The organism is Thermaerobacter nagasakiensis, assembly GCF_055396825.1.
Map to the genome: position 1 here is coordinate 149199 of NZ_AP043740.1, position 17243 is coordinate 166441.

At 73.7% G+C, this 17243-nt stretch carries 16 protein-coding genes and 1 tRNA gene; 8 read left to right on the forward strand and 9 right to left on the reverse strand.

Annotation, left to right across the window (positions count from 1 at the left end; translation table 11 throughout):
- The first annotated feature begins 71 nt into the window (after positions 1–71).
- Positions 72–431, forward strand: coding sequence for a YtrH family sporulation protein (locus tag ACZ5T9_RS00635; RefSeq protein ID WP_006904484.1), 360 nt, complete (start codon positions 72–74; stop codon positions 429–431).
- Between the two features lie 202 nt (positions 432–633).
- A complete protein-coding gene (locus ACZ5T9_RS00640; RefSeq protein WP_464833422.1) occupies positions 634–1125 on the forward strand; it encodes a hypothetical protein in 492 nt (163 codons plus the stop codon).
- 231 nt (positions 1126–1356) lie between these two features.
- Here ACZ5T9_RS00640 and murD read toward each other — a convergent pair whose 3' ends face one another.
- The 4 genes from murD to ACZ5T9_RS00660 form a co-directional block, all read right to left on the reverse strand.
- A complete protein-coding gene (gene murD, locus ACZ5T9_RS00645; protein ID WP_464833424.1) occupies positions 1357–2817 on the reverse strand; it encodes a UDP-N-acetylmuramoyl-L-alanine--D-glutamate ligase in 1461 nt (486 codons plus the stop codon).
- 189 nt (positions 2818–3006) lie between these two features.
- Positions 3007–4194 (reverse strand): pyridoxal phosphate-dependent aminotransferase, encoded by a 1188-nt coding sequence (locus ACZ5T9_RS00650; protein ID WP_464833426.1) that lies wholly within the window; start codon positions 4192–4194, stop codon positions 3007–3009.
- A gap of 22 nt (positions 4195–4216) precedes the next feature.
- A complete protein-coding gene (locus ACZ5T9_RS00655) occupies positions 4217–4957 on the reverse strand; it encodes an MBL fold metallo-hydrolase (RefSeq protein ID WP_464833427.1) in 741 nt (246 codons plus the stop codon).
- Between the two features lie 126 nt (positions 4958–5083).
- Complete coding sequence (locus tag ACZ5T9_RS00660; protein ID WP_464833428.1) at positions 5084–5749, reverse strand: small, acid-soluble spore protein, alpha/beta type; 666 nt, start codon at positions 5747–5749, stop codon at positions 5084–5086.
- Positions 5750–5905: 156 nt separating this feature from the next.
- Here ACZ5T9_RS00660 and spoIIP point away from each other — a divergent pair, with 156 nt between their 5' ends.
- Positions 5906–6811: a stage II sporulation protein P gene (spoIIP, locus tag ACZ5T9_RS00665; RefSeq protein ID WP_006904490.1), complete on the forward strand. Its 906-nt coding sequence runs from the start codon at positions 5906–5908 to the stop codon at positions 6809–6811.
- A gap of 310 nt (positions 6812–7121) precedes the next feature.
- Positions 7122–8174, forward strand: coding sequence for a SpoIID/LytB domain-containing protein (locus tag ACZ5T9_RS00670; protein WP_006904491.1), 1053 nt, complete (start codon positions 7122–7124; stop codon positions 8172–8174).
- Between the two features lie 194 nt (positions 8175–8368).
- Here ACZ5T9_RS00670 and ACZ5T9_RS00675 read toward each other — a convergent pair whose 3' ends face one another.
- The gene (locus ACZ5T9_RS00675; protein WP_116901146.1) at positions 8369–8968 is read right to left on the reverse strand and encodes a hypothetical protein; all 600 of its coding nucleotides are present in this window, start codon (positions 8966–8968) and stop codon (positions 8369–8371) included.
- A 774-nt stretch (positions 8969–9742) separates the two neighbouring features.
- On the opposite strand from ACZ5T9_RS00675, the gene ACZ5T9_RS00680 reads away from it, so the two are divergent.
- From ACZ5T9_RS00680 to ACZ5T9_RS00690, 3 genes are all read left to right on the forward strand, one after another.
- Entirely contained in the window at positions 9743–10348 is a 606-nt protein-coding gene (locus ACZ5T9_RS00680) for a DedA family protein (protein WP_006904493.1), read from the forward strand.
- A gap of 221 nt (positions 10349–10569) precedes the next feature.
- Complete coding sequence (locus tag ACZ5T9_RS00685; RefSeq protein WP_464833429.1) at positions 10570–11604, forward strand: DUF1002 domain-containing protein; 1035 nt, start codon at positions 10570–10572, stop codon at positions 11602–11604.
- A 208-nt stretch (positions 11605–11812) separates the two neighbouring features.
- Positions 11813–12736 carry an alpha/beta fold hydrolase gene (locus tag ACZ5T9_RS00690; RefSeq protein WP_464833430.1) on the forward strand — a complete coding sequence of 308 codons (924 nt, stop codon included), beginning with the start codon at positions 11813–11815 and terminating at the stop codon, positions 12734–12736.
- A gap of 155 nt (positions 12737–12891) precedes the next feature.
- Here ACZ5T9_RS00690 and ACZ5T9_RS00695 read toward each other — a convergent pair whose 3' ends face one another.
- From ACZ5T9_RS00695 to ACZ5T9_RS00710, 4 genes are all read right to left on the reverse strand, one after another.
- Positions 12892–13572, reverse strand: a complete 681-nt coding sequence (locus ACZ5T9_RS00695; RefSeq protein WP_006904496.1) for a TIGR00266 family protein — start codon at positions 13570–13572, stop codon at positions 12892–12894.
- Positions 13573–13799: 227 nt separating this feature from the next.
- Positions 13800–13893, reverse strand: a tRNA-Sec gene (locus ACZ5T9_RS00700).
- Between the two features lie 142 nt (positions 13894–14035).
- Positions 14036–14497 (reverse strand): thioredoxin-dependent thiol peroxidase, encoded by a 462-nt coding sequence (gene bcp, locus ACZ5T9_RS00705; RefSeq protein WP_006904510.1) that lies wholly within the window; start codon positions 14495–14497, stop codon positions 14036–14038.
- A 234-nt stretch (positions 14498–14731) separates the two neighbouring features.
- Positions 14732–15949, reverse strand: a complete 1218-nt coding sequence (locus ACZ5T9_RS00710; protein ID WP_464833431.1) for a DUF309 domain-containing protein — start codon at positions 15947–15949, stop codon at positions 14732–14734.
- 275 nt (positions 15950–16224) lie between these two features.
- Between ACZ5T9_RS00710 and ACZ5T9_RS00715 the strand changes: the two genes are divergently transcribed.
- Positions 16225–17217 carry an AAA family ATPase gene (locus tag ACZ5T9_RS00715; protein ID WP_464833432.1) on the forward strand — a complete coding sequence of 331 codons (993 nt, stop codon included), beginning with the start codon at positions 16225–16227 and terminating at the stop codon, positions 17215–17217.
- Positions 17218–17243 lie beyond the last annotated feature (26 nt).

Sequence of the window (17243 nt, forward strand, 5' to 3'; positions counted from 1 at the left end):
CCGCTGGGGCGGTCACGCCGAGCTTCTGGTCCGGCGCCCCCGGACATAGGCTGGGGTGGAGGGATCCCACCATGGCGCGCCTGTCCCTCGGACATCTGATCTACGTGGCGTGCATCGCCGCGGGGATCGTGGTCGGCGGGTCCCTGGCGGGCGGGCTGGCCCGCCTACTGTTCGTCCAGGTGCCCCTGGATGCGCCCAGCAGCCTGCCCGTGGGCTCCCTGCCCGACCTGGCCAGCCGGCTCAAGCTCTGGGGCACCTTTGCCGCCTTGGGCGGCACGCTGACGGCGCTGCAAAACTTGGAGTCGGGCATCCTGGGGCGGTCCTTCGGCGTGGCCGCGACCCAGCTGCTCCTGATCCTGAGCGCCTTCACCGGGGCCCACCTGGCCTACGTGGCCCTGCGTTACCTGGCCGGCTCGCCCCCCGGGCCCTGACCCCCCCGCCCCGGGCCATGACACCTCGGCCCCAGGGCTTGAAGACCCCGGCCCCGCGGCCGGCTGGGTCCGGCTGAAGCCGGCGGGTGCACCGGAGGCGGGTCGAACGGCGAAACCCCGGGTTCTGCGGCAGGAGACCCCCTGGCCAAAACGGCCCGGCCGGGGCCGTGACAAACCAGCACCGCCCGGAGGTGGGACCGCAGTGACCCCGTCGCCCCGCCTGAGGCTGCTGGCCGCCCTGGCCGTCGGCGCCTTCCTGGGCGCCGGTCTCACCCTGCCCCTGGCGGCCCGCCGGGTCGACACCCTGACCCTGCTGGCCACCGACCTCTTGCGGGAGCTGGCCGAGACGGAGAACGAGCTGGCCCGCCTGCGGGAAGAGCCGCCGGCGTCCGTTGCCGTCTACGAGACCCGGCTCGAGCTGGTGGACGGCCGGGGCCAACGGCTGCCACCGGCCACCGAAGTGGTCCTGCGTCGCGAGCTGGAACCGCTGGCCCAGCGGCTGGTGGGCGAGGACGTCTACCACCTCAGCCCAGCGGTGGTGCGGGACCTGTTCGACCGGCGCCGCCTGCAGGTGGACGACACCCTTTACCGGATCACCGTGGAGAGCGTGGTCCTGGGGCCCCGCTCCCTGCTGCGCCTGCGGGTCGAACCGGTCCCCGCCGCCCCCGGTGCGGGAAGCCGGGACGGGCCCTGAAGGGCAAGTTACCAGCGAAACCAGCGATAGACCCAGGTCGACCACCGGCTCCTGAGCCCCCGCCCCGGCCTCTCAGGCCCCCGCAAAGCCGCAAGGCAGAGCCCGGTGGCAAGGGAGGCCCGCCGTGCGGTGGCGCGCCGGTGGTGCCCACCCCGGCCGGCCACCCTACCAGGAGAAGGCAGGGTCCGGCCCCGGCCCCCGAGGCCGGGCTCCCGGGGCCGGGCCCCCGGATCAGGACAGGGCCATCACCAGCTCCTTGAACCGCCGGCCCCGCTCGGCAAAGTCCCGGAACATGTCGTAGCTGGCACAGGCCGGGGACAGCAGCACCACATCGCCCGGCCGGGCCAGGCGCCGGGCCTCCGCCACCGCCTCCTCCAGCGAAGCCACCCGCCGGATCAGCGGCGCCCGGCCTTCCCGGCGGGCCGCCTCCTCGATCACCCGCTGGATCGCTTCCGCCGTCCTGCCCAGCAGCACCACCGCCCGGGCCCGCCGGCAGAGGGCCGGCCCCAGGGGATCGAAGGGGATGCCCTTGTCGTACCCCCCGGCGATCAGCACCACGGGTTCGGTGAAGGCCTCAAGGGCCGCCAGGGTCCGGTCGGGGGCGGTGGCGATGGAGTCGTTGTAATACCACACCCCGTCCAGCTCGCGCACCGGCTCCAGCCGGTGCTCGACCCCGCGGAACGCGGCGGCGGCCTGAGCCATCCCGGCGGGATCGGCGCCGGCCACCCACCCGGCCAGGATGGCCGCCAGGGCGTTGAGGCGGTTGTGGGCGCCCCGCAGGTGCATGGCGCCCGCCTCCAGCAGGGGCCGCTCCCCTTGTCCGTCCCACACCACCAGCCGGTCGCCCGCCAGGTAGGCCGCCCGGACCGGCCCGCCCCGCCGGGCGGCTTCCCGCTCCGCCAGCTCCCGCGCCGCCCGGGCCGAGGCGGCGAAGGCCGCCACGCGGCCGGGCGCCCGGCCGGCGAGCCCGGCCGGGGCCGGTTCGTCCGCGTTGAGCACCGCCCAGCCGTCCGGTTCCTGGAGCTCCACGATGCGGGCCTTGGCCGCGGCATAGGCCTCCATGGTGCCGTGGATGTCCAGGTGGTTGGGCCGCAGGTTGAGGTACACGGCCACGTCGGGCGCCCGGTGGCAGAGCTCCAGCTGGAAGCTGGAGAGCTCCAGCACCACCAGGGCCTCGGGCGGGATGCGGTCGACCTCTTCGATCAGGGGGCGCCCGATGTTGCCGCCGACGAACACGGGGCGGCCCGCCAGCGGGCCGCCGGGCGCCGCCGCCTGGCGCAGGCCCTCGGCCAGCAGGGAGGTGGTGGTGGTCTTGCCGGCGCTGCCGGTGACCCCTAGGACCCTGCCCCGGCACCGTTCCAGGAACAGGTCGATCTCGCCGCGGACGGCAGCCCCCGCGGCCCGGGCGGCGGCGATCTCGGGCAGGTCCTTCTTCATCCCCGGGGTGAGGAACACGGTGCCGAAGGGCCGCTCCTGGAGGACGCGCAGGTAGCCGGGCCCCAGGTGCAGTTCGACCCCGGCCCGGGCCAGCTGGTGGATCTCCGGGTCCGCCTGCTCCGGCGGCACCCGGTCGCAGCCTACGACGGGGATCCCCCGGTCCAGCAGGTACCGGACCAGGGCCCGGTTGCTGCGGCCAAGCCCCACCACGGCCACCGGGCCGGCCAGGGGCGGCGTGGCTCCCGGACGCCGCACCCCTCGCTCCCCCGGGGACCGGGCCGCGGGCTCTCCAGGCCCCCGGCCCGGGTGCCCCACCGAAAGCCCGGCGGCACCGTGCCCCGGCCGCCCTGCCGCCCTCCCCTCGGGCCCCCGCGCCATGCTCCCTGGCGGGAGCGGTGCCTCCCTTGCCGCCGGTGGCGGGCCCGCGTGCCCTTCCGCCGGCATTCAGGCTCCCTCCAGCAGGCGCTCCAGGCGCCGCAGGGCCTCTTCCAGGTCGGACCGGGAGGTGGCGTAGGAGAGCCGGAGGTAGCCCGGCGTGCCGAAAGCCGTGCCCGGCACCACGGCGATGCGTGCCGCCTCCAGCAGGACCTCCGCCAGGGCCACGTCGTCGCCGGCCCGCCGGCCCCCGATCTCGCGGCCCAGCAGGCCCCGGACCGACGGGTAGACGTAGAAGGCCCCCGCCGGCCGGAGCACCTCGACCCCCGGCAGCCGGGACAGCCCCTCCACCAGCAGGTCCCGGCGCTGCCGGTACTCGTCCCGCATGGCGGCCACGTCGTCCTGGGGGCCCGTCAGCGCGGCCACCGCCGCCTTCTGGGCGATGGAGTTGACCGACGAGGTGGCCTGGGACTGGATGGCCGCCATGGCCCGGGCCACGGGCCGCGGGGCCGCCGCCCAGCCGATGCGCCAGCCCGTCATGGCGTACGCCTTGGAGACGCCGTTGATCAGGATCACCCGCTCCCGGTATTCGGGGCGCAGGGCCGCGACGGACACGTGCTCCCCCTCGTAGATGAGATGCTCGTAGAGCTCGTCCGTCACCATCCACAGCCCCGCCTCCGCCGCCACGGCGGCCAGCTCGTCCAGTTCCTGGCGGGTGTAGACCGCGCCCGTGGGGTTGCTGGGGCTGTTGAGGATGAGGGCCCGGCTGCGCGGGGTCAGCGCCCGCCGCAAGGCCTCGGGCGTGAGCTTGAAACCGGTCTCGGGGCCGGTCTCCACGATCACCGGCTCGCCGCCGGCCAGCCGCACCATCTCCGGGTAGGAGACCCAGTAGGGCGCGGGGATGATCACCTGGTCCCCGGAATCGCAGATGGCCATGAAGGCGTTGAACAGGGCGTGCTTCCCGCCGGCCGAGACGACGATCTCGTCCTCGGCATACTCCAGGCCGTTGTCCCGGCGGTGCTTTTGGGCAATGGCCCGCCGCAGCTCGGCGATGCCGGCGGCCGGGGTGTAGCGCGTAAAACCCGCGTCGATGGCGGCCTTGGCCGCTTCCCGCACGTGGCGCGGGGTGGGGAAGTCGGGCTCGCCGGCGCTGAGGTTGATCACCTGCTCCCCCGCCGCCTTGAGTTCCTTGGCGCGGGCGTCGATGGTGATGGTCACCGAGGGCTGGATGCCCCGAGCTCGGGCCGACAGGTGCATCGCGGCTCATCCTCTCCCTGACTTAGAGGTCGAACACCGCCCCGGGCTCTGCCAGCTGGGCGGTGGGGAATACCTCCCGGGCCTCCCCCAGGACCTCGTCCGGATCGTACTCGGGCAGGAGGTGGGTGAGAAGAAGGCGCTTCACCCCGGCCGCCTGCCCGATTTCCGCCGCCTGGCGGGCGGTCAGGTGGCCCGGCGCCCGGTCGCCCCGCCGCGCCAGCAGGCTGGCTTCGATCAGCAGGACGTCCGCGCCCCGGGCCAGTTCGACCAGCTGGGCAGCGGCCTCCGGCCCCGTGTCTCCCGAGTACACCAGACGCCGCCCCCCGGCGCTCCAGGCGGAGGCCAGGCAGGGCAGGGGGTGGTCGGTGGCCCGCACCGCCACCGTCCAGCCCGCCACCGTGATCCGGTCCCCGGATTCGAGGAAATGCGGTGCAAACACGTCCTTGTACGGCATGCGTCCCGCCAGCTCCGGCGGCCGGGCGGGCCCGTACAGCGGCATGGGCTGCGACCGCGGCCGGCCCAGGTAGCGGGCGATGTCCAGCACGTACCGCAAGACAAAGTGGTCGCTGCTGTGATCGGGGTGGTAGTGGGAGTAGAACACCGCCGCCAGCTCGGCCGGGTCGACCCGCTGGCGCAGGCGGGCCACCACCCCGGGGCCGCAATCCAGCAAGACGGGCCCTCCCGGGCCCTCGAGCAGATAACCGGCGCAGGCACCTCCGGGGCCCGGGTACGGACCGTCCCGGCCCAGGATGGTGAGGCGCATGGGCCGCCGCCTCCTCGTCTCCCTCCCCCGCCGCCACGGGACCTGGCGCCGTCCTGACCCCAGGCCCCATCCGGCATGGACGCCGGAAGGGTTCGCGGGCGTTGGGCAGGGTCCTCCGGATTTCCGTTAGGTTTCCGTGGAGGCCGGTCGAATCCTGCGCTGCTGCAGCAGGCGCTGCATCTCTTCCGCGGAGAGGCGGCCCTCCTCGACGGCCTCCTTCAGCAGGCGCTGCATGTAGCCGCCGATGCGGCCGCTCTCCAGGGACGTCAGGGCCCCCCAGCCCTCGGCCTCCACCTTGGGCCACAAGCCCAGTTCCTGCGCCGCCTGGACCTTGAACGGGTAAAGGGGGTCGTCCTCCGGGTTGGGCTGGGCCACGCGCCGGCCGCCCCGCCGCCCCACCCCGCCCCGGTGCCCCCGCTTGCGCCGGCGCCGGGAGGTGGCGGTGGGCGGCAGCTCGATGCCGGCCCAGGGCGAGGTCGCGGCCGCCGGTTCCGCCGGGAGGGCAGCAGCTGCCTCAAGCTCCTCCCCCTGCGGGCTGCCGGCCGGGACGCCTGCAGCGGGGTGGCCTCCCGCCAGGGCCGCATCCTCAGGACCGGCGGCCGCGGCCGGGGCTTGGGGCGCCCGGATGGCCCCCTCCAGGGTACCGGCCGGGCCGGCGGCCGCCTCAAGGGGCTCCGGGGCGGGCGCGCCGGCACCGCCGGGTTCTGGCGACGGCGCAGCATGACCTGGCGCGCCGCTTGCTTCGTCGTCCGTCCAGCCCGCCGGGCGGCCGGCGGGTTCCGCAGGGTGCATCGGTTCCCACCTCCGGTGCCTTAGTTTGGCTCTGATGAGCGGCTGTAATCTGACCGTAACCGCCGCTGAGACCATACGTCGCAGCCCGCGGCGGTCTGCGGGACGGGCTCTGACATGGCCGGCAGGGTCCTGGAATAGAGGTAAGGGGCAGGCGGCATGCGGGTCATTGGGCCGCCGGTGGGGGTGCGGCACATGGCAGGTTCGTCCACCGGCCCAGGCCGCGGGTTGCGGGGGCCCCTGCCGGCCGGGCTCCTGGCGGGGCCGGGAGGCCGGGTCGTCCTGTGGATCCTGCTGGCGGTGGCCGTGGTGGTGGGCGCTTCCCTCTGGTGGCGCGCCCGGTCGCTGCCGGAAATCCTGCAGTGGGGCGAGCGGCCGCTGGTTCTGGTCTACCACACCCACGCGACGGAAGGGTTCCTGCCCGACCTGCCGGCCGGCCGCCGCCCGGACCGGGACATCCACCGCGACGCCTTCACCCGCGACGCCCGGCGCTCGGTCCGGGCCCTGGGGCAAGCGGTGGCCCGCCGGCTGGCCGAGCGGGGCCTTGACGTCGTCTGGTCGGGCACGGTGTACGACGCCGCCGGCCGCGACGACGCCTACGAGCGCGCCCGAGCGGGCCTTCAAGACCTGCTGGCGCGGCACCCGACCCTGCGCATCGCCCTGGACATCCATCGCGACGCCGTCAGTACCCGGGTCCAGGTGGGCGGCCAGCCGGCCGCCGGCGTCCTGCTGGTGGTGGGAGCCGGCCACCCGGGCTGGCACCAGAACCTGGCCCTGGCCGAGGCGCTGGCCGGCCGCCTGCGGCGCATCCACCCGCAGCTGGTGCGGGGCATCGCCCTCAAACCGTGGCATTACAACCAGGATCTTCTCCCGGGATCGCTGATCGTCGAGATCGGCGGCGCGGAAAACACCCTGGCCGAGTCGTTGCGCACGGCCCGCTGGGTGGCCGACGCCCTGGTCGAAGCCCTCTCCATCCGGCCGGACGGGGCTCCCGCCCGCCCGACCCTCTTGCCGCCACCCGGGAGCGGCGCGCTGCTGGGGTACGGCGCTCCCGCCGGGCTGTAGCGCCACGGCCTCGGGCGCCGCGGTCCCGGGGTCCGGGTGTCCCCGTGCAGCACCCGGTACGGCGCCGCCGTCCGTGGCTGCCCGTGGACGATCCGTGACTCCCCGCCACCCCCCGCCGAGGGGCGGACCGGCCGGAACCCGGGGCAGGTGCAGGGTATGGCCGGGCCCCCTTTCGCCCCAGGTTATGGGCGGGGGATGTGGGATGACCGGTCATGCCCGCCCTGGCGCCGCCGGGGGCGGCGCCGGACCCGGGACGGGAGACCACCGGGCCCGACCGCGGAAGGCACCCGGGCCCGGTGGGAGGAACCTGTTGCCGCCTGTCGCCGCCTGGGCCCTGGTGGCCCTGGTGCTGGTGCAGGCCCTGCTGGCTGCCGGTCCGGCGCCGCTGGCCGGAGGACCTGCCGCCAAGCCGCCCCTGTCCGGAGCCCGGCCCGGCGCCCCGGGCACGGGCAACGACGGGGAAGGACCTGGCACCGGCGACGGCGCTGCCGCCCCGGGACGGGTCGATGCCGCCATCGCCCGGCGGTTCGCCCGGGAACCCCAGATCACCGTGTTCGATCACGCCGCCGGCGGGCCCCGGGCGATGCCGATGGAAGAGTACGTCGCCCACGTGGTGGCCGGCGAGGCCGTCCCCTCCTGGGATGCCGACGCCCTGCGGGCCCAGGCGGTGGCCGCCCGGACCTACACCGTGTCCCTGCTGCTGGCGGGCGAGCAGTCGACGCCTCGCCGGCTGTACGGCACCGACACCTCCACCGACCCCGCCGAAGCGCAGGCCTTCAACCCGGTGGTCCCGCCGCCGGTGGCCGCGGCCGTCCAGGCCACCCGGGGGGAGATCGTGGTTTACGATGGCAAACCCATCGTGGCCCTGTTCAGCGCCTGTGCCGGTGACCGCACCGCCGGGCTGAGGGAGTCCTTCCCCGGGGATGACCGGCAGGCGCCCTACCTGCGCCCCGTCCCCTCGCCCTGCGAGCGGGCGGCGCCCGATTTCATCCGACGCTGGTCGGTGGCCTTGACGGCCGGCGAGCTGGCAGGGGTCGCCGGGGTGGCCCCCTCCCTGGTCCAGCAGGTCTCCATCGCCCGCCGCGGGCCCTCGGGGCGGGCGGTGCTGGTGCGCATCGGGCCGCGCCTGGTCCACGCCGCCACCCTGCGGCGCCAGATCGGGCCCAACCGGCTCAAGTCCACCTACTTGATCGAGATCGAGCCGCTGGAAGGCGGGGTGTGGATCTTCCGCGGCCGGGGCTGGGGTCATGGCGTGGGCCTGGACCAGTGGGGCGCCCAGGCCATGGCCCGGCAGGGGCGGGGCTACCGGGAGATCCTGGCCCACTACTACCCGGGCACCGCCGTGGTGCAGCTGTACCGCTGAGGGGCGCAGGTGGGCCGGGCCGGGCCTGGACCAGCCCAGGGCAGCGATTCCGGCAGGTCCCGGGAGGAAGCGGCTTCAGGACCTGCACCCAGCCGGGCGCAGCACCCCTAAGCCCCGGCTGTACCGCTAAGCCGTAGCCCGGGACCTGGACCTGCACCCTGCGCGGGCTCCCCGGCATCCCCGGCGTCACGCCGTCAGGACAGGATCAGCTCGAAGTGCGCCAGCCGGGAAAGGTAGGCGGCCACCACCAGGGGCCGGTTCAGGCGGAAGGCATGGGTGACCCACACCCGCGTCACCGGATCCTGCTCGATGACCTCCAGCACGTTGACGTAGGGGGAGTCGACCCGCTCGATGGCGGCGTAGGGAATGTCCAGGGGGCCTGCCGTGAGGGTCCCGGGGCCGCCGTGGGAGGCGCCGGGGGCGTCGGGCGATGTGTCCGGGGCCCCCTCGTCGGGATGGAAGAACAGGCTGTCCCGCCCCACCACTAGCCAGCCCCGGGCCAGGGAGCCATAGCCCCCGCCGGGGCGTTCCTGGAGGAGGGTGCAGCGGGCGGCATAATACGCCGGCCGGTCGGGTACCCCTTCGGGGAGCCGCTCCAGCAGCGGCCACTCCCCGGGCGGAACGGACAGGACGCGCCGCGCCGCCTCCCGGTCGGCCTGCCGGTTCGCCTCCCATTCCCGCTGCCGGCGCATGGCCTCCAGCCGTGGCCGCGCCCGCAAGAGCGAGCGGCCCAGCAGCACCAGCGCCGCCAGCACCGCGGCCGTGACGAGCAGCGTGGTCCAGCCCCCTGGCATGCCGGTCCCTCCTCTGGCCCTCGGTCCTGTGGCCCTGTCTTCCTGGGTCCTTCGGGCAAGCCGTGATCCGCGGAACCCGGGCCGTAACGGCCGCAGCGGGGTCTGGGGCGCAGACGTCACGCCCAGCGGAACCGCCAGCGGGTCCCGGAGGCCGCCGCCCGTCCTGCGGCTCTTGCCCTGACGCGGGCCGCCCTGCGCCCCGGCGGCCCGTGCCGTCCACCCCACGGGCCGCCCCGCCGCGCCCATTGTGCCATATTCCGCCGCCCTCCGCTCCTTCCCTGGCCGCCCGGTCCTTCCCTGGCGGCCCGGCCCAGGCAGCGGAGGCACAGCGCAGAGCCCGGGGGCGCCCGGAAGGTGGACCGGAGGTGGCAGGGCCGGAAGCCCGGTGCAGTTGTAGCACGACCGGATGCATCGGGATGCGGTCCTTCCCGCAGACGGCCCGGGACCGCTTCCCGGACCGGCCCCCTGCGGCGCGACCAGGGGAACGGCGCGGTGCAGGGCTCCCCCGCTGCCCGCTTGGCCGGGGGGCGTTCCTCCGCAATAATGGACAGGGCGCCACGGGTCGCGGCGGCGGCCGCCCTACCCGGCAGCCGGCCCAAGGCCGGCCTGCCCGGCAGCCCGGTCGGGCGGCCCAACCCCGCGGCCGAACCCGGCAGGAACCGGGGAAAGAACCAGGCAAGAATCGGGGACAGGCCGCGTAGGATGAACCAGCCCGTGGACAAGGCGGTGCCCCACCTCCGGGGGCCGCGCAGCCCTGAGCAAGGAGGGCAGGCCGTGGACTGGCTGACCCAGGTGGTGGAGCGCTGGGGCTACCTTGGCCTGGTGGCCGTGGTGGCCCTAGAGAACCTGTTCCCGCCGATTCCGTCGGAAGTGGTGATCCCCTTTGCCGGGTTCCTCACCAGCCTGGGCGTCCTCACCCTGCCGGGCGTCATCGCCGCCTCGACGGCGGGCTCGGTGCTGGGGGCCCTGGTCCTGTACGGGCTGGGCCGCGTCCTGGGACGCCGGCGCCTGGAGGCCCTGACCCGGCGCTACGGCCACTACCTGGGCGTGCACGTCGAACAGGTTGAAAAGGCGGAGGCGTGGTTTTCCCGCCACGGGCCCTGGGCGGTGCTGGCGGGGCGCGTGGTGCCCATCGTGCGCAGCCTGATCTCCATTCCGGCCGGGATCGCCGAGATGCCGGCGGCGGTCTTCGTGGTCTACACCGTCCTGGGCACGCTGGTGTGGAACACCGCCCTGGCCGCGGCAGGGGCGGCCCTGGGTGCGGCTTGGCCCCTGGTCCAGGAGTGGGTCCGGGTCTACCAGCACGTGCTGCTGGTGGTGATCCTGGCGGCCGCCGCCGTGGGCATCGGCTTGCGCCTGGCGGGATGGCCCCGGCGCTGAGCAGGTCCCGGCACGGGCGGCCTGCTGGCCTGACGGCGCCCTGCCGAGCCTGGCGCAGCAGGTCACGCCAGGCGGGGGCACGCGGGCCGGATCGCCCCGAGCGGGAGCGACGCGGGACCGGATCACCCCGCGGGAGCGACGCCGGCCGGGCCGTCCCTGGCGGGGCGGCGGCCGGCCGGGCCACGGCAGGCGGCGCAGCAAGCAACGGCGAGGTGATGACCATGGGAACCGGCAGGCGGAAACAGCAGCTGCGCTGGGTATGGGTCGCCCTGGTGCTGACCCTGGTCGCCTCCTTCGTCCTGATGACGCTGGCGCCCGCCCTGGCCGCGGCGTCCTCGGCCGCAGGCCCGTCCACCGGCGCGGGCGGTTCGGCCGCGCCAGCGGGTGCCGGTGCGCCCGCCGGCGCTGCGGGCTCACCGGAGGCCAGCCCGCAGGAGGCGCCCGCCCCCGGGAAGGCCGTGGTCGTCCTGGGGGCCGACCTGACGGAAGCCCAGCGCCAGGAGGTCCTGCGTCTCCTGGGCCTCGACCCCGCCAACTGGGACGGGGAGCCCCTGATCCTGACCCACCAGGAGGAAGTGGCCCTGGTGGGCGACTACGTGCCGCGGGAGCAGCTGGGCAGCCGCGCCATCTCGTCGGTGCGGGTCGAACCGGCCCCGCCGGGCAGCGGCATCCGGGTGGAGACGAAGCACATCACCTGGGTTGCGCCGGAGATGTACGCCGAGGCCCTGGCCACCGCCGGGGTGAAGGACGCCGTGGTCTACGTGGCGGCGCCCTTCGACGTCTCGGGTACGGCCGCCCTGGCGGGCATCTACAAGGCCTACGAGGTCTCCGCCGGCGAGAACCTGGACGCCGGGCGCAAGGACCTGGGCGCCCGGGAGATCGGCGTCATGGTGCGCATCGCCCAGGAGATCGGAAGCCCCGAGAAGGCCAGCCAGTTCCTGACCCTGCTCAAGGAGCGCATGGCCGAGCACCCGCCCACCAGCCGGGAGGAGATCCTGGCCCTGATTCGCGAGCTGGAACAGCAGCTGGGCATCCAGCTCAGCGACGCCCTCCGGGAAGAACTGGCCACCCTGGTGGAAAAGCTGCGGGACGCCGGCATCGACTGGCAGGCGGTGACGGCGCAGCTCCAGCAGGTGCGGGAGCAGGTGAACCGCTTCCTGGGCGAGGACACGCCGATCATCCGGGATTTCTTCAACCGCCTGTGGGACTGGGTCCTGGCGGCCGTGGACGCCGTCCGCAGCTGGTTCGGGCAGTGACCCGCGCGGGCGGAGAGGAAGCGCCGGAGGGCCGGCCGGCGACCCCGACGACCCCGGCGCCCCCGGGTCCGATCCGGGTTCCTGCGCCCGGGATCCATGGCCCGGGGCCTTGGCCCGGGGTCCCCTGCCCTTGGGGGCTTGGCCCCCTGTGCGGCGAGCGGTCATCCTGAGCGGGGGGCGTCCCCCAGGCGGAAAGGAGCAAGGCGCGTTGCACGACGGCCCATCCCACGACGGCCCGATGCCGGGGGCACCGCTAGAGGACGGCGCGTTCTACGTCACCGTGAACGGGATCCGCCACTGGTGCAGGATCGCCGGCGCGGGGAAAGGCACGACACCGCTGGTGGTGATCCACGGCGGACCCGGCGGCAACGTGTACAACTTCGAGCGCACCATCGGCCCTCTCCTTGAGGCCTTTGCGACGGTGATCTACTACGACCAGCGGGGCTGCGGCCGGTCGGATCGGCCGGCCAGCCCCGCGGACTATTCCTTGCCGCTGCTGGTGTCGGACCTCGAAGTCCTGCGGGCCCGGCTGGGCCTGGACCGCTTCATCCCCCTGGGCTTCTCCTTCGGCGGGGAACTGGCGCTGGAGTATGCCCTGGCCCATCCCGGCCGGGTGGAGCGGTTGATCCTCCAGGCCCCCACCTTCTGCGACCCGGTGCGGCTGGCCTGGATCCAGCTGTACGGCTTCTACCACGTGGCAGCGGGACAGCTCAAGGACCGGATCGCCCGGCTCCTGGCAGGGGACGAACCGGCCCCGGCCCGCCTGGAGCAGGCCTGGAACCTGGTGGACACGGAAACGGTGGACCGCTTCCTGTTCTTCGACCCCGCCGCCGCCCGGCTCAACCGCCGGCTGTGGGAGGAAAGCGGGCTCGTCAACACCGGCGACATGCAGCGCGCCCTGGCCGCCCAGCCCCAGCCCCCCAGCCGGATGGAGGCGCTGTCCCGGATCCCGGTCCCCGCCCTGGTCATGGTCGGGCTGCACGACCGCAATGTCGGGGTCGACCTCTGCCGGGACATCAGTGCCAGGCTGCCTCAGGGCCGGCTGGTGATCTTCGAGCGCAGCGCCCACTTCCCCGACATCGAGGAGCCCGAGCGCTACGCAGCGGAGGTGCGGCGGTTCCTGGGATCCTAGCACCCGTATCCGGGACCCGCCCCGTACCTGGCAGCCCGGATGGACAGGAGGGCACGGGCGGGGACCGGGTTCCGCCCGCGGTCCCTCCCCTGCTGTCCCTCTCCGGAGCGTTGCTGCCGGACACCCGTCCCGGGCGTCCTTCTCGACGGAGGCCTTCACTCGCGCCTCGACGGGAGCTTCGGGATCAGCCAGCTAAGCAATGACGCCTCCGACCGGGTCTGGATGTACACGGTGCCGGGTCCGGTGAACTCGCAGGCCAGGCCCTCGCCGCTGGCGATGGAACTGAACAAGCCGCTGCCGGCCGTTCGTACCTGGAAGGCCATGCCGTCGGTGAAGGCGACCACGTGGCCGGTGTCGACCACATAACGCTGGCCCGGTGCCAGATCCTTGCGGTGCAGCGCCCCGTAGCTGTTGATGAAGAGGGCGCCGTGCCCCGCGACCCGCAGCAGGAAGAGCCCCCCGCTGCCGAAGAAGCCCCGGGCACCACCCCAGCGGGCGTCGACGGTCAGGGTCGTGGCCCCGGCCAGGTAGGCACCCGACTTGAGGTACACGACCTCGCCGGCCAGTTCCAGCACCGTGATGTCGCCGGGCAACGCGGGGGCCAGCATCACCTCACCCCGCGCCCCGTCCGCCCGGTACCGGCTGGTGAAAAAGGACTCCCCTCCCAGGAGGGAGCGGCTCAGGGCGCCCAGCAGCCCGCCCCGGGCCTCCGCCTGCAGGGATACGTTGCCGCTCATGGAGACCAGGGCCCCGGGCTCGGCCTGCAGTTCCTCTCCCGGCTCCAGCTCGACGATGGCCAGGGCGTAGCTGGGCTGGTGCAGGATCCGGTATTGCAAGGGCCGCCCCCCTCTGGAGAACCTTTCCACTCCATCAATTCGGCATTAATTCGGCGAGCCGCCTCGGGGCCCCTGCCGCGAAGAAGGAAAGAGGAAGGAAAAGTGAAGGGCCATGCCGAGGGACGCCGCCCCGGGCATGGCCCTTCAGCACGCGGATCCTGTTGCGCGGCGTGCCGCCGACACGGTGCGCCGGAGGCACGGTGCACTGGCACCACATGCCGACCTTGCGGGAGCATGTGGGAATCGAACCCACCGGGGACGGTATCGCCATCCCCCACTGGTTTTGAAGACCAGGGGCGACACCAGTCACCAGCTGCTCCCCCGACGGCGACCGCCGCCCCCATCCTAGCAATCGACATCCTCGGACAGCAAGGCAACACCAGGAAGGCGCAGGGCACCCCGCGAGCTGCACCAGGCGGCGACCGGCCATCCCGCACACAGGAGCCGGCCCCGCCCGGCCCTCCTAGGCCACCCCCAGCGCCTTCAGGGCCCGGCGCGGGTGCTCCTCGGGCTTGACGCCCCGGATCACCGCCAGCACCTTGCCCTCCTCGTCCAGGACGAAGGTGGTCCGCTCGATGCCCCAGTAGGTCCGGCCGTACATCCGCTTCTCCTTCCAGACCCCGTAGGCCTCGGCCACCTGGTGATCGGGGTCCGACAGGAGCGGAAAGGGCAGGCCGTACTTCTCCCGGAACTTGACGTGGGATTCCACCGGATCCGGGCTCACCCCCAGTACCACGGCGCCGGCTTCCTGCAGCTGCCCGTAGTCGTCCCGGAAGCTGCAGGCTTCCCGGGTGCAGCCGGGCGTGTCGTCCTTGGGGTAGAAGTACAGCACCACCTTGCGGCCGCGAAAGTCGGACAGCCGCACCGTCTCCCCGCGGTCGTTCACGGCAGTAAAGTCCGGCGCCTGCTCGCCCACCTTCACCATGGGCTTGTCCCTCCCCAGTACATGGCTGTTGGTACCTCAGCCCGAGGATTGTTATTCCGAGGATTGTTTTCTTCGTCGGCCTCCCACGACGTTGCCCGCTTTTTGCCAAACCCGCTCTTTTGGACCCGTCCACCGCCCGCCGGCGGGAGCCGCTTTCCGAACCTGGCCGCCCAGCCCGGGCCGCAAGCCCCCGCAAGTGCCCGCGAGCCCCTCGAAGCCCCGCCGCCGCCCTCCCTACACCGCATCGTCCTGCCACTCCGGCTCGTCCCCCCGCACCCAGCCGGGATGAACCGGAAGGGGCAGGTCCGGCACCAGCCGGCGCAGCGCATCCCCCTCGGGGTCGCCGGCCTGCTCCACCGCCGGGATCTGCCGGTCGATGAAGGCCAGCACGGCCTCCACGTCGAGCCCCAGGTAGCGGGGCCGATAACGTTCCAGGTACCGGCGGGCCTTGGCCAGGTTGCGTCGCACGCCCCGGGGCGTTCCCCGGTCCCGCCGCACGAAGGCGGCGGCCAGGATGATGAGCCCGTGGTAGAAATCGCTGCGGGTGCGGTGCCAGGCCTCTTCCAGCACCTCGTGGCTCTCGAAGAACCGGCCGGCATGGTAGAGGCGGAGGAACTCGGCCAGGGCCGCCGGCACCAGGGCTCCCGGCGGGGGTCCCTCCGCCCCGCCCCCCTGCATCCGGCGGCCCGCCGGCCGTTTGCGGCCCACCACCACCAAGCGCCGGCTCTGGGCCGACAGGGCGGCGCCCGTCTCGTCATAGAACCCCGTGACCTCGAGCCCCGCCTGCTCGAACAGGCTCGCCAGCTCGGGCGGCGTGTACAGGCGGACGAAGAACTCCCCCCGCCGTACCTGCCCCGCCCGCCGGACGGTGCGCCGGGTGATCATCCGCCCCGTCACCGGATCCCAGCGGTGGGCGTCGATGAGGACGTCGTCCCCCCGTTCCACCACGTTGTAGGGGGCGAAACGGGCCAGCACGGCGTCCCGGAACACCGTCTCCAGGAGGAACCGGCCTCCCGGCCGCAGGGCCTGCGCCACCTGCCGCAGCACAGCCAGGTTCTCTTCGTCCGCAAAGTAGCCGAAGCTGGTAAACACGTTGAAGGCGGCATCGAACCGGTCCCGCCAGGGCAGCCGGCGCATGTCGCCCTGGACCCATTCCACCTCCACGCCCTGGCGGGCCGCCTCCTCCCGCGCCCGGACGAGGAACCCCGCGCTGCGGTCGAGCCCCGTCACCCGGGCACCCAGGGTGGCCAGGGGTACCGCCAACCGGCCGTGGCCGCAGGCCAGGTCCAGCACCGCCTCTCCCGGCCGCAGGTCCAGCAGGGTCCAGACCAGGGCCACCTCCCGCTGGGTGCGCTCGGACGTCAGGATGGGTTCATAGAAGTACAGATAGTCGTCGGGGTCGAACACCGCATCGTAGTCGAACCGCACCTCCCCGGCCCCGCTCCCGGCCATGGTCTTCCCCCCTCCCCATGGGCGCCGGGCAGGGTTTGGCACGGCAAACCTGCAACCCGAGCGCAAGGAATAGCTGTTTGCAAGTGGAAAGCTACTGCCAGGGTTCCGCCGCGGTCCGCCGCGGTCCGCGGCCGTGCCCCGGGCGGATTCCTGCCGGACGGAGGGCCCGCCGGCGCCGCCCCCCGGTCGCGCCACGGGCCGCGAGGGCCGGGGGGCGCGAGGCTGGCGCGGCGCGGGTTCTTCCCGATCCATTCCCCTGCGAACCGAGGTGGCCCATGCAACGCGTGCAAGAAGTGGCAGGACGGGTGCTGGCCAGCGTGGAGCGGGCCATCGTGGGCAAGCGGGCCGAGATCCGCTACCTCCTGGCCGCCCTGCTGGCCAACCGCCACGTGCTGATCGAAGACGTCCCCGGCGTCGGCAAGACCACCATGGTCCGGGCCCTGGCCCGCTCCATTGATTGTACCTTCCGGCGCATCCAGTTCACACCGGACCTGCTGCCCTCGGACATCACGGGCCTGGCCGTGTACGATCCGACCACGCGCCAGTTCACCTTCCGGCCCGGGCCCATCCACAGCCAGGTGGTCCTGGCCGACGAGATCAACCGCACCTCGCCCAAGACCCAGTCGGCCCTGCTGGAGGCCATGGAGGAGGGCCAGGTCACGGTGGACGGGCAGACCTACCCCCTGCCCCGGCCCTTCTTCGTCCTGGCCACCCAGAACCCCATCGAGTACGAGGGCACCTTCCCCCTGCCGGAATCCCAGCTGGACCGGTTCGGACTGCGCATTCGCCTGGGTTACCCGCACCCCGCGGAAGAACGGGCCATCCTGGACCTCCACCACGGCGGCCGCCCCGTGGACGGCCTGGAGCCGGTGACCACGGCGGAGGAGATCCTGGAACTGCAGCAGCAGGTCACCCAGGTCCACGTGGACGACAGCGTCAAGGACTACCTGGTGCGGATCATCCAGGCCACCCGGGTCCACAGCGCCGTCTATCTGGGCGCCAGCCCCCGGGCCAGCCTGAGCCTGTACCGCCTGAGCCAGGCGCTGGCCGCCATCGACGGCCGCTCCTTCGTCCTTCCCGATGACGTCAAGGAGCTGGCGCCGCTGGTGCTGGCCCACCGGCTGGTGCTGCAGCCCGAGGCGCGGTGGCAGGACGCCGATCCGGAGGCCGTGGTGCGGGAGGTGCTGGAACACGTGCCGGCACCCGTCGAGCGCCGGGTGGAACACCGGGCGGGGCGCCGGATCGGCGGGCTCCTGGGCCGGCTGTAGAAGGTTCGGGAAGGCGAGCCATCGGA

Bases quoted from the DNA above. Each gene is read 5' to 3' on its own strand.
- ACZ5T9_RS00635 (WP_006904484.1), top strand. From the start codon at position 72: ATGGCGCGCCTGTCCCTCGGACATCTGATCTACGTGGCGTGCATCGCC.
- ACZ5T9_RS00650 (WP_464833426.1), bottom strand. From the start codon at position 4,194: ATGCACCTGTCGGCCCGAGCTCGGGGCATCCAGCCCTCGGTGACCATC.
- ACZ5T9_RS00655 (WP_464833427.1), bottom strand. From the start codon at position 4,957: ATGCGCCTCACCATCCTGGGCCGGGACGGTCCGTACCCGGGCCCCGGA.
- ACZ5T9_RS00660 (WP_464833428.1), bottom strand. From the start codon at position 5,749: ATGCACCCTGCGGAACCCGCCGGCCGCCCGGCGGGCTGGACGGACGAC.
- spoIIP (WP_006904490.1), top strand. From the start codon at position 5,906: ATGCGGGTCATTGGGCCGCCGGTGGGGGTGCGGCACATGGCAGGTTCG.
- ACZ5T9_RS00675 (WP_116901146.1), bottom strand. From the start codon at position 8,968: ATGCCAGGGGGCTGGACCACGCTGCTCGTCACGGCCGCGGTGCTGGCG.
- ACZ5T9_RS00685 (WP_464833429.1), top strand. From the start codon at position 10,570: ATGGGAACCGGCAGGCGGAAACAGCAGCTGCGCTGGGTATGGGTCGCC.
- bcp (WP_006904510.1), bottom strand. From the start codon at position 14,497: ATGGTGAAGGTGGGCGAGCAGGCGCCGGACTTTACTGCCGTGAACGAC.
- ACZ5T9_RS00710 (WP_464833431.1), bottom strand. From the start codon at position 15,949: ATGGCCGGGAGCGGGGCCGGGGAGGTGCGGTTCGACTACGATGCGGTG.
- ACZ5T9_RS00715 (WP_464833432.1), top strand. From the start codon at position 16,225: ATGCAACGCGTGCAAGAAGTGGCAGGACGGGTGCTGGCCAGCGTGGAG.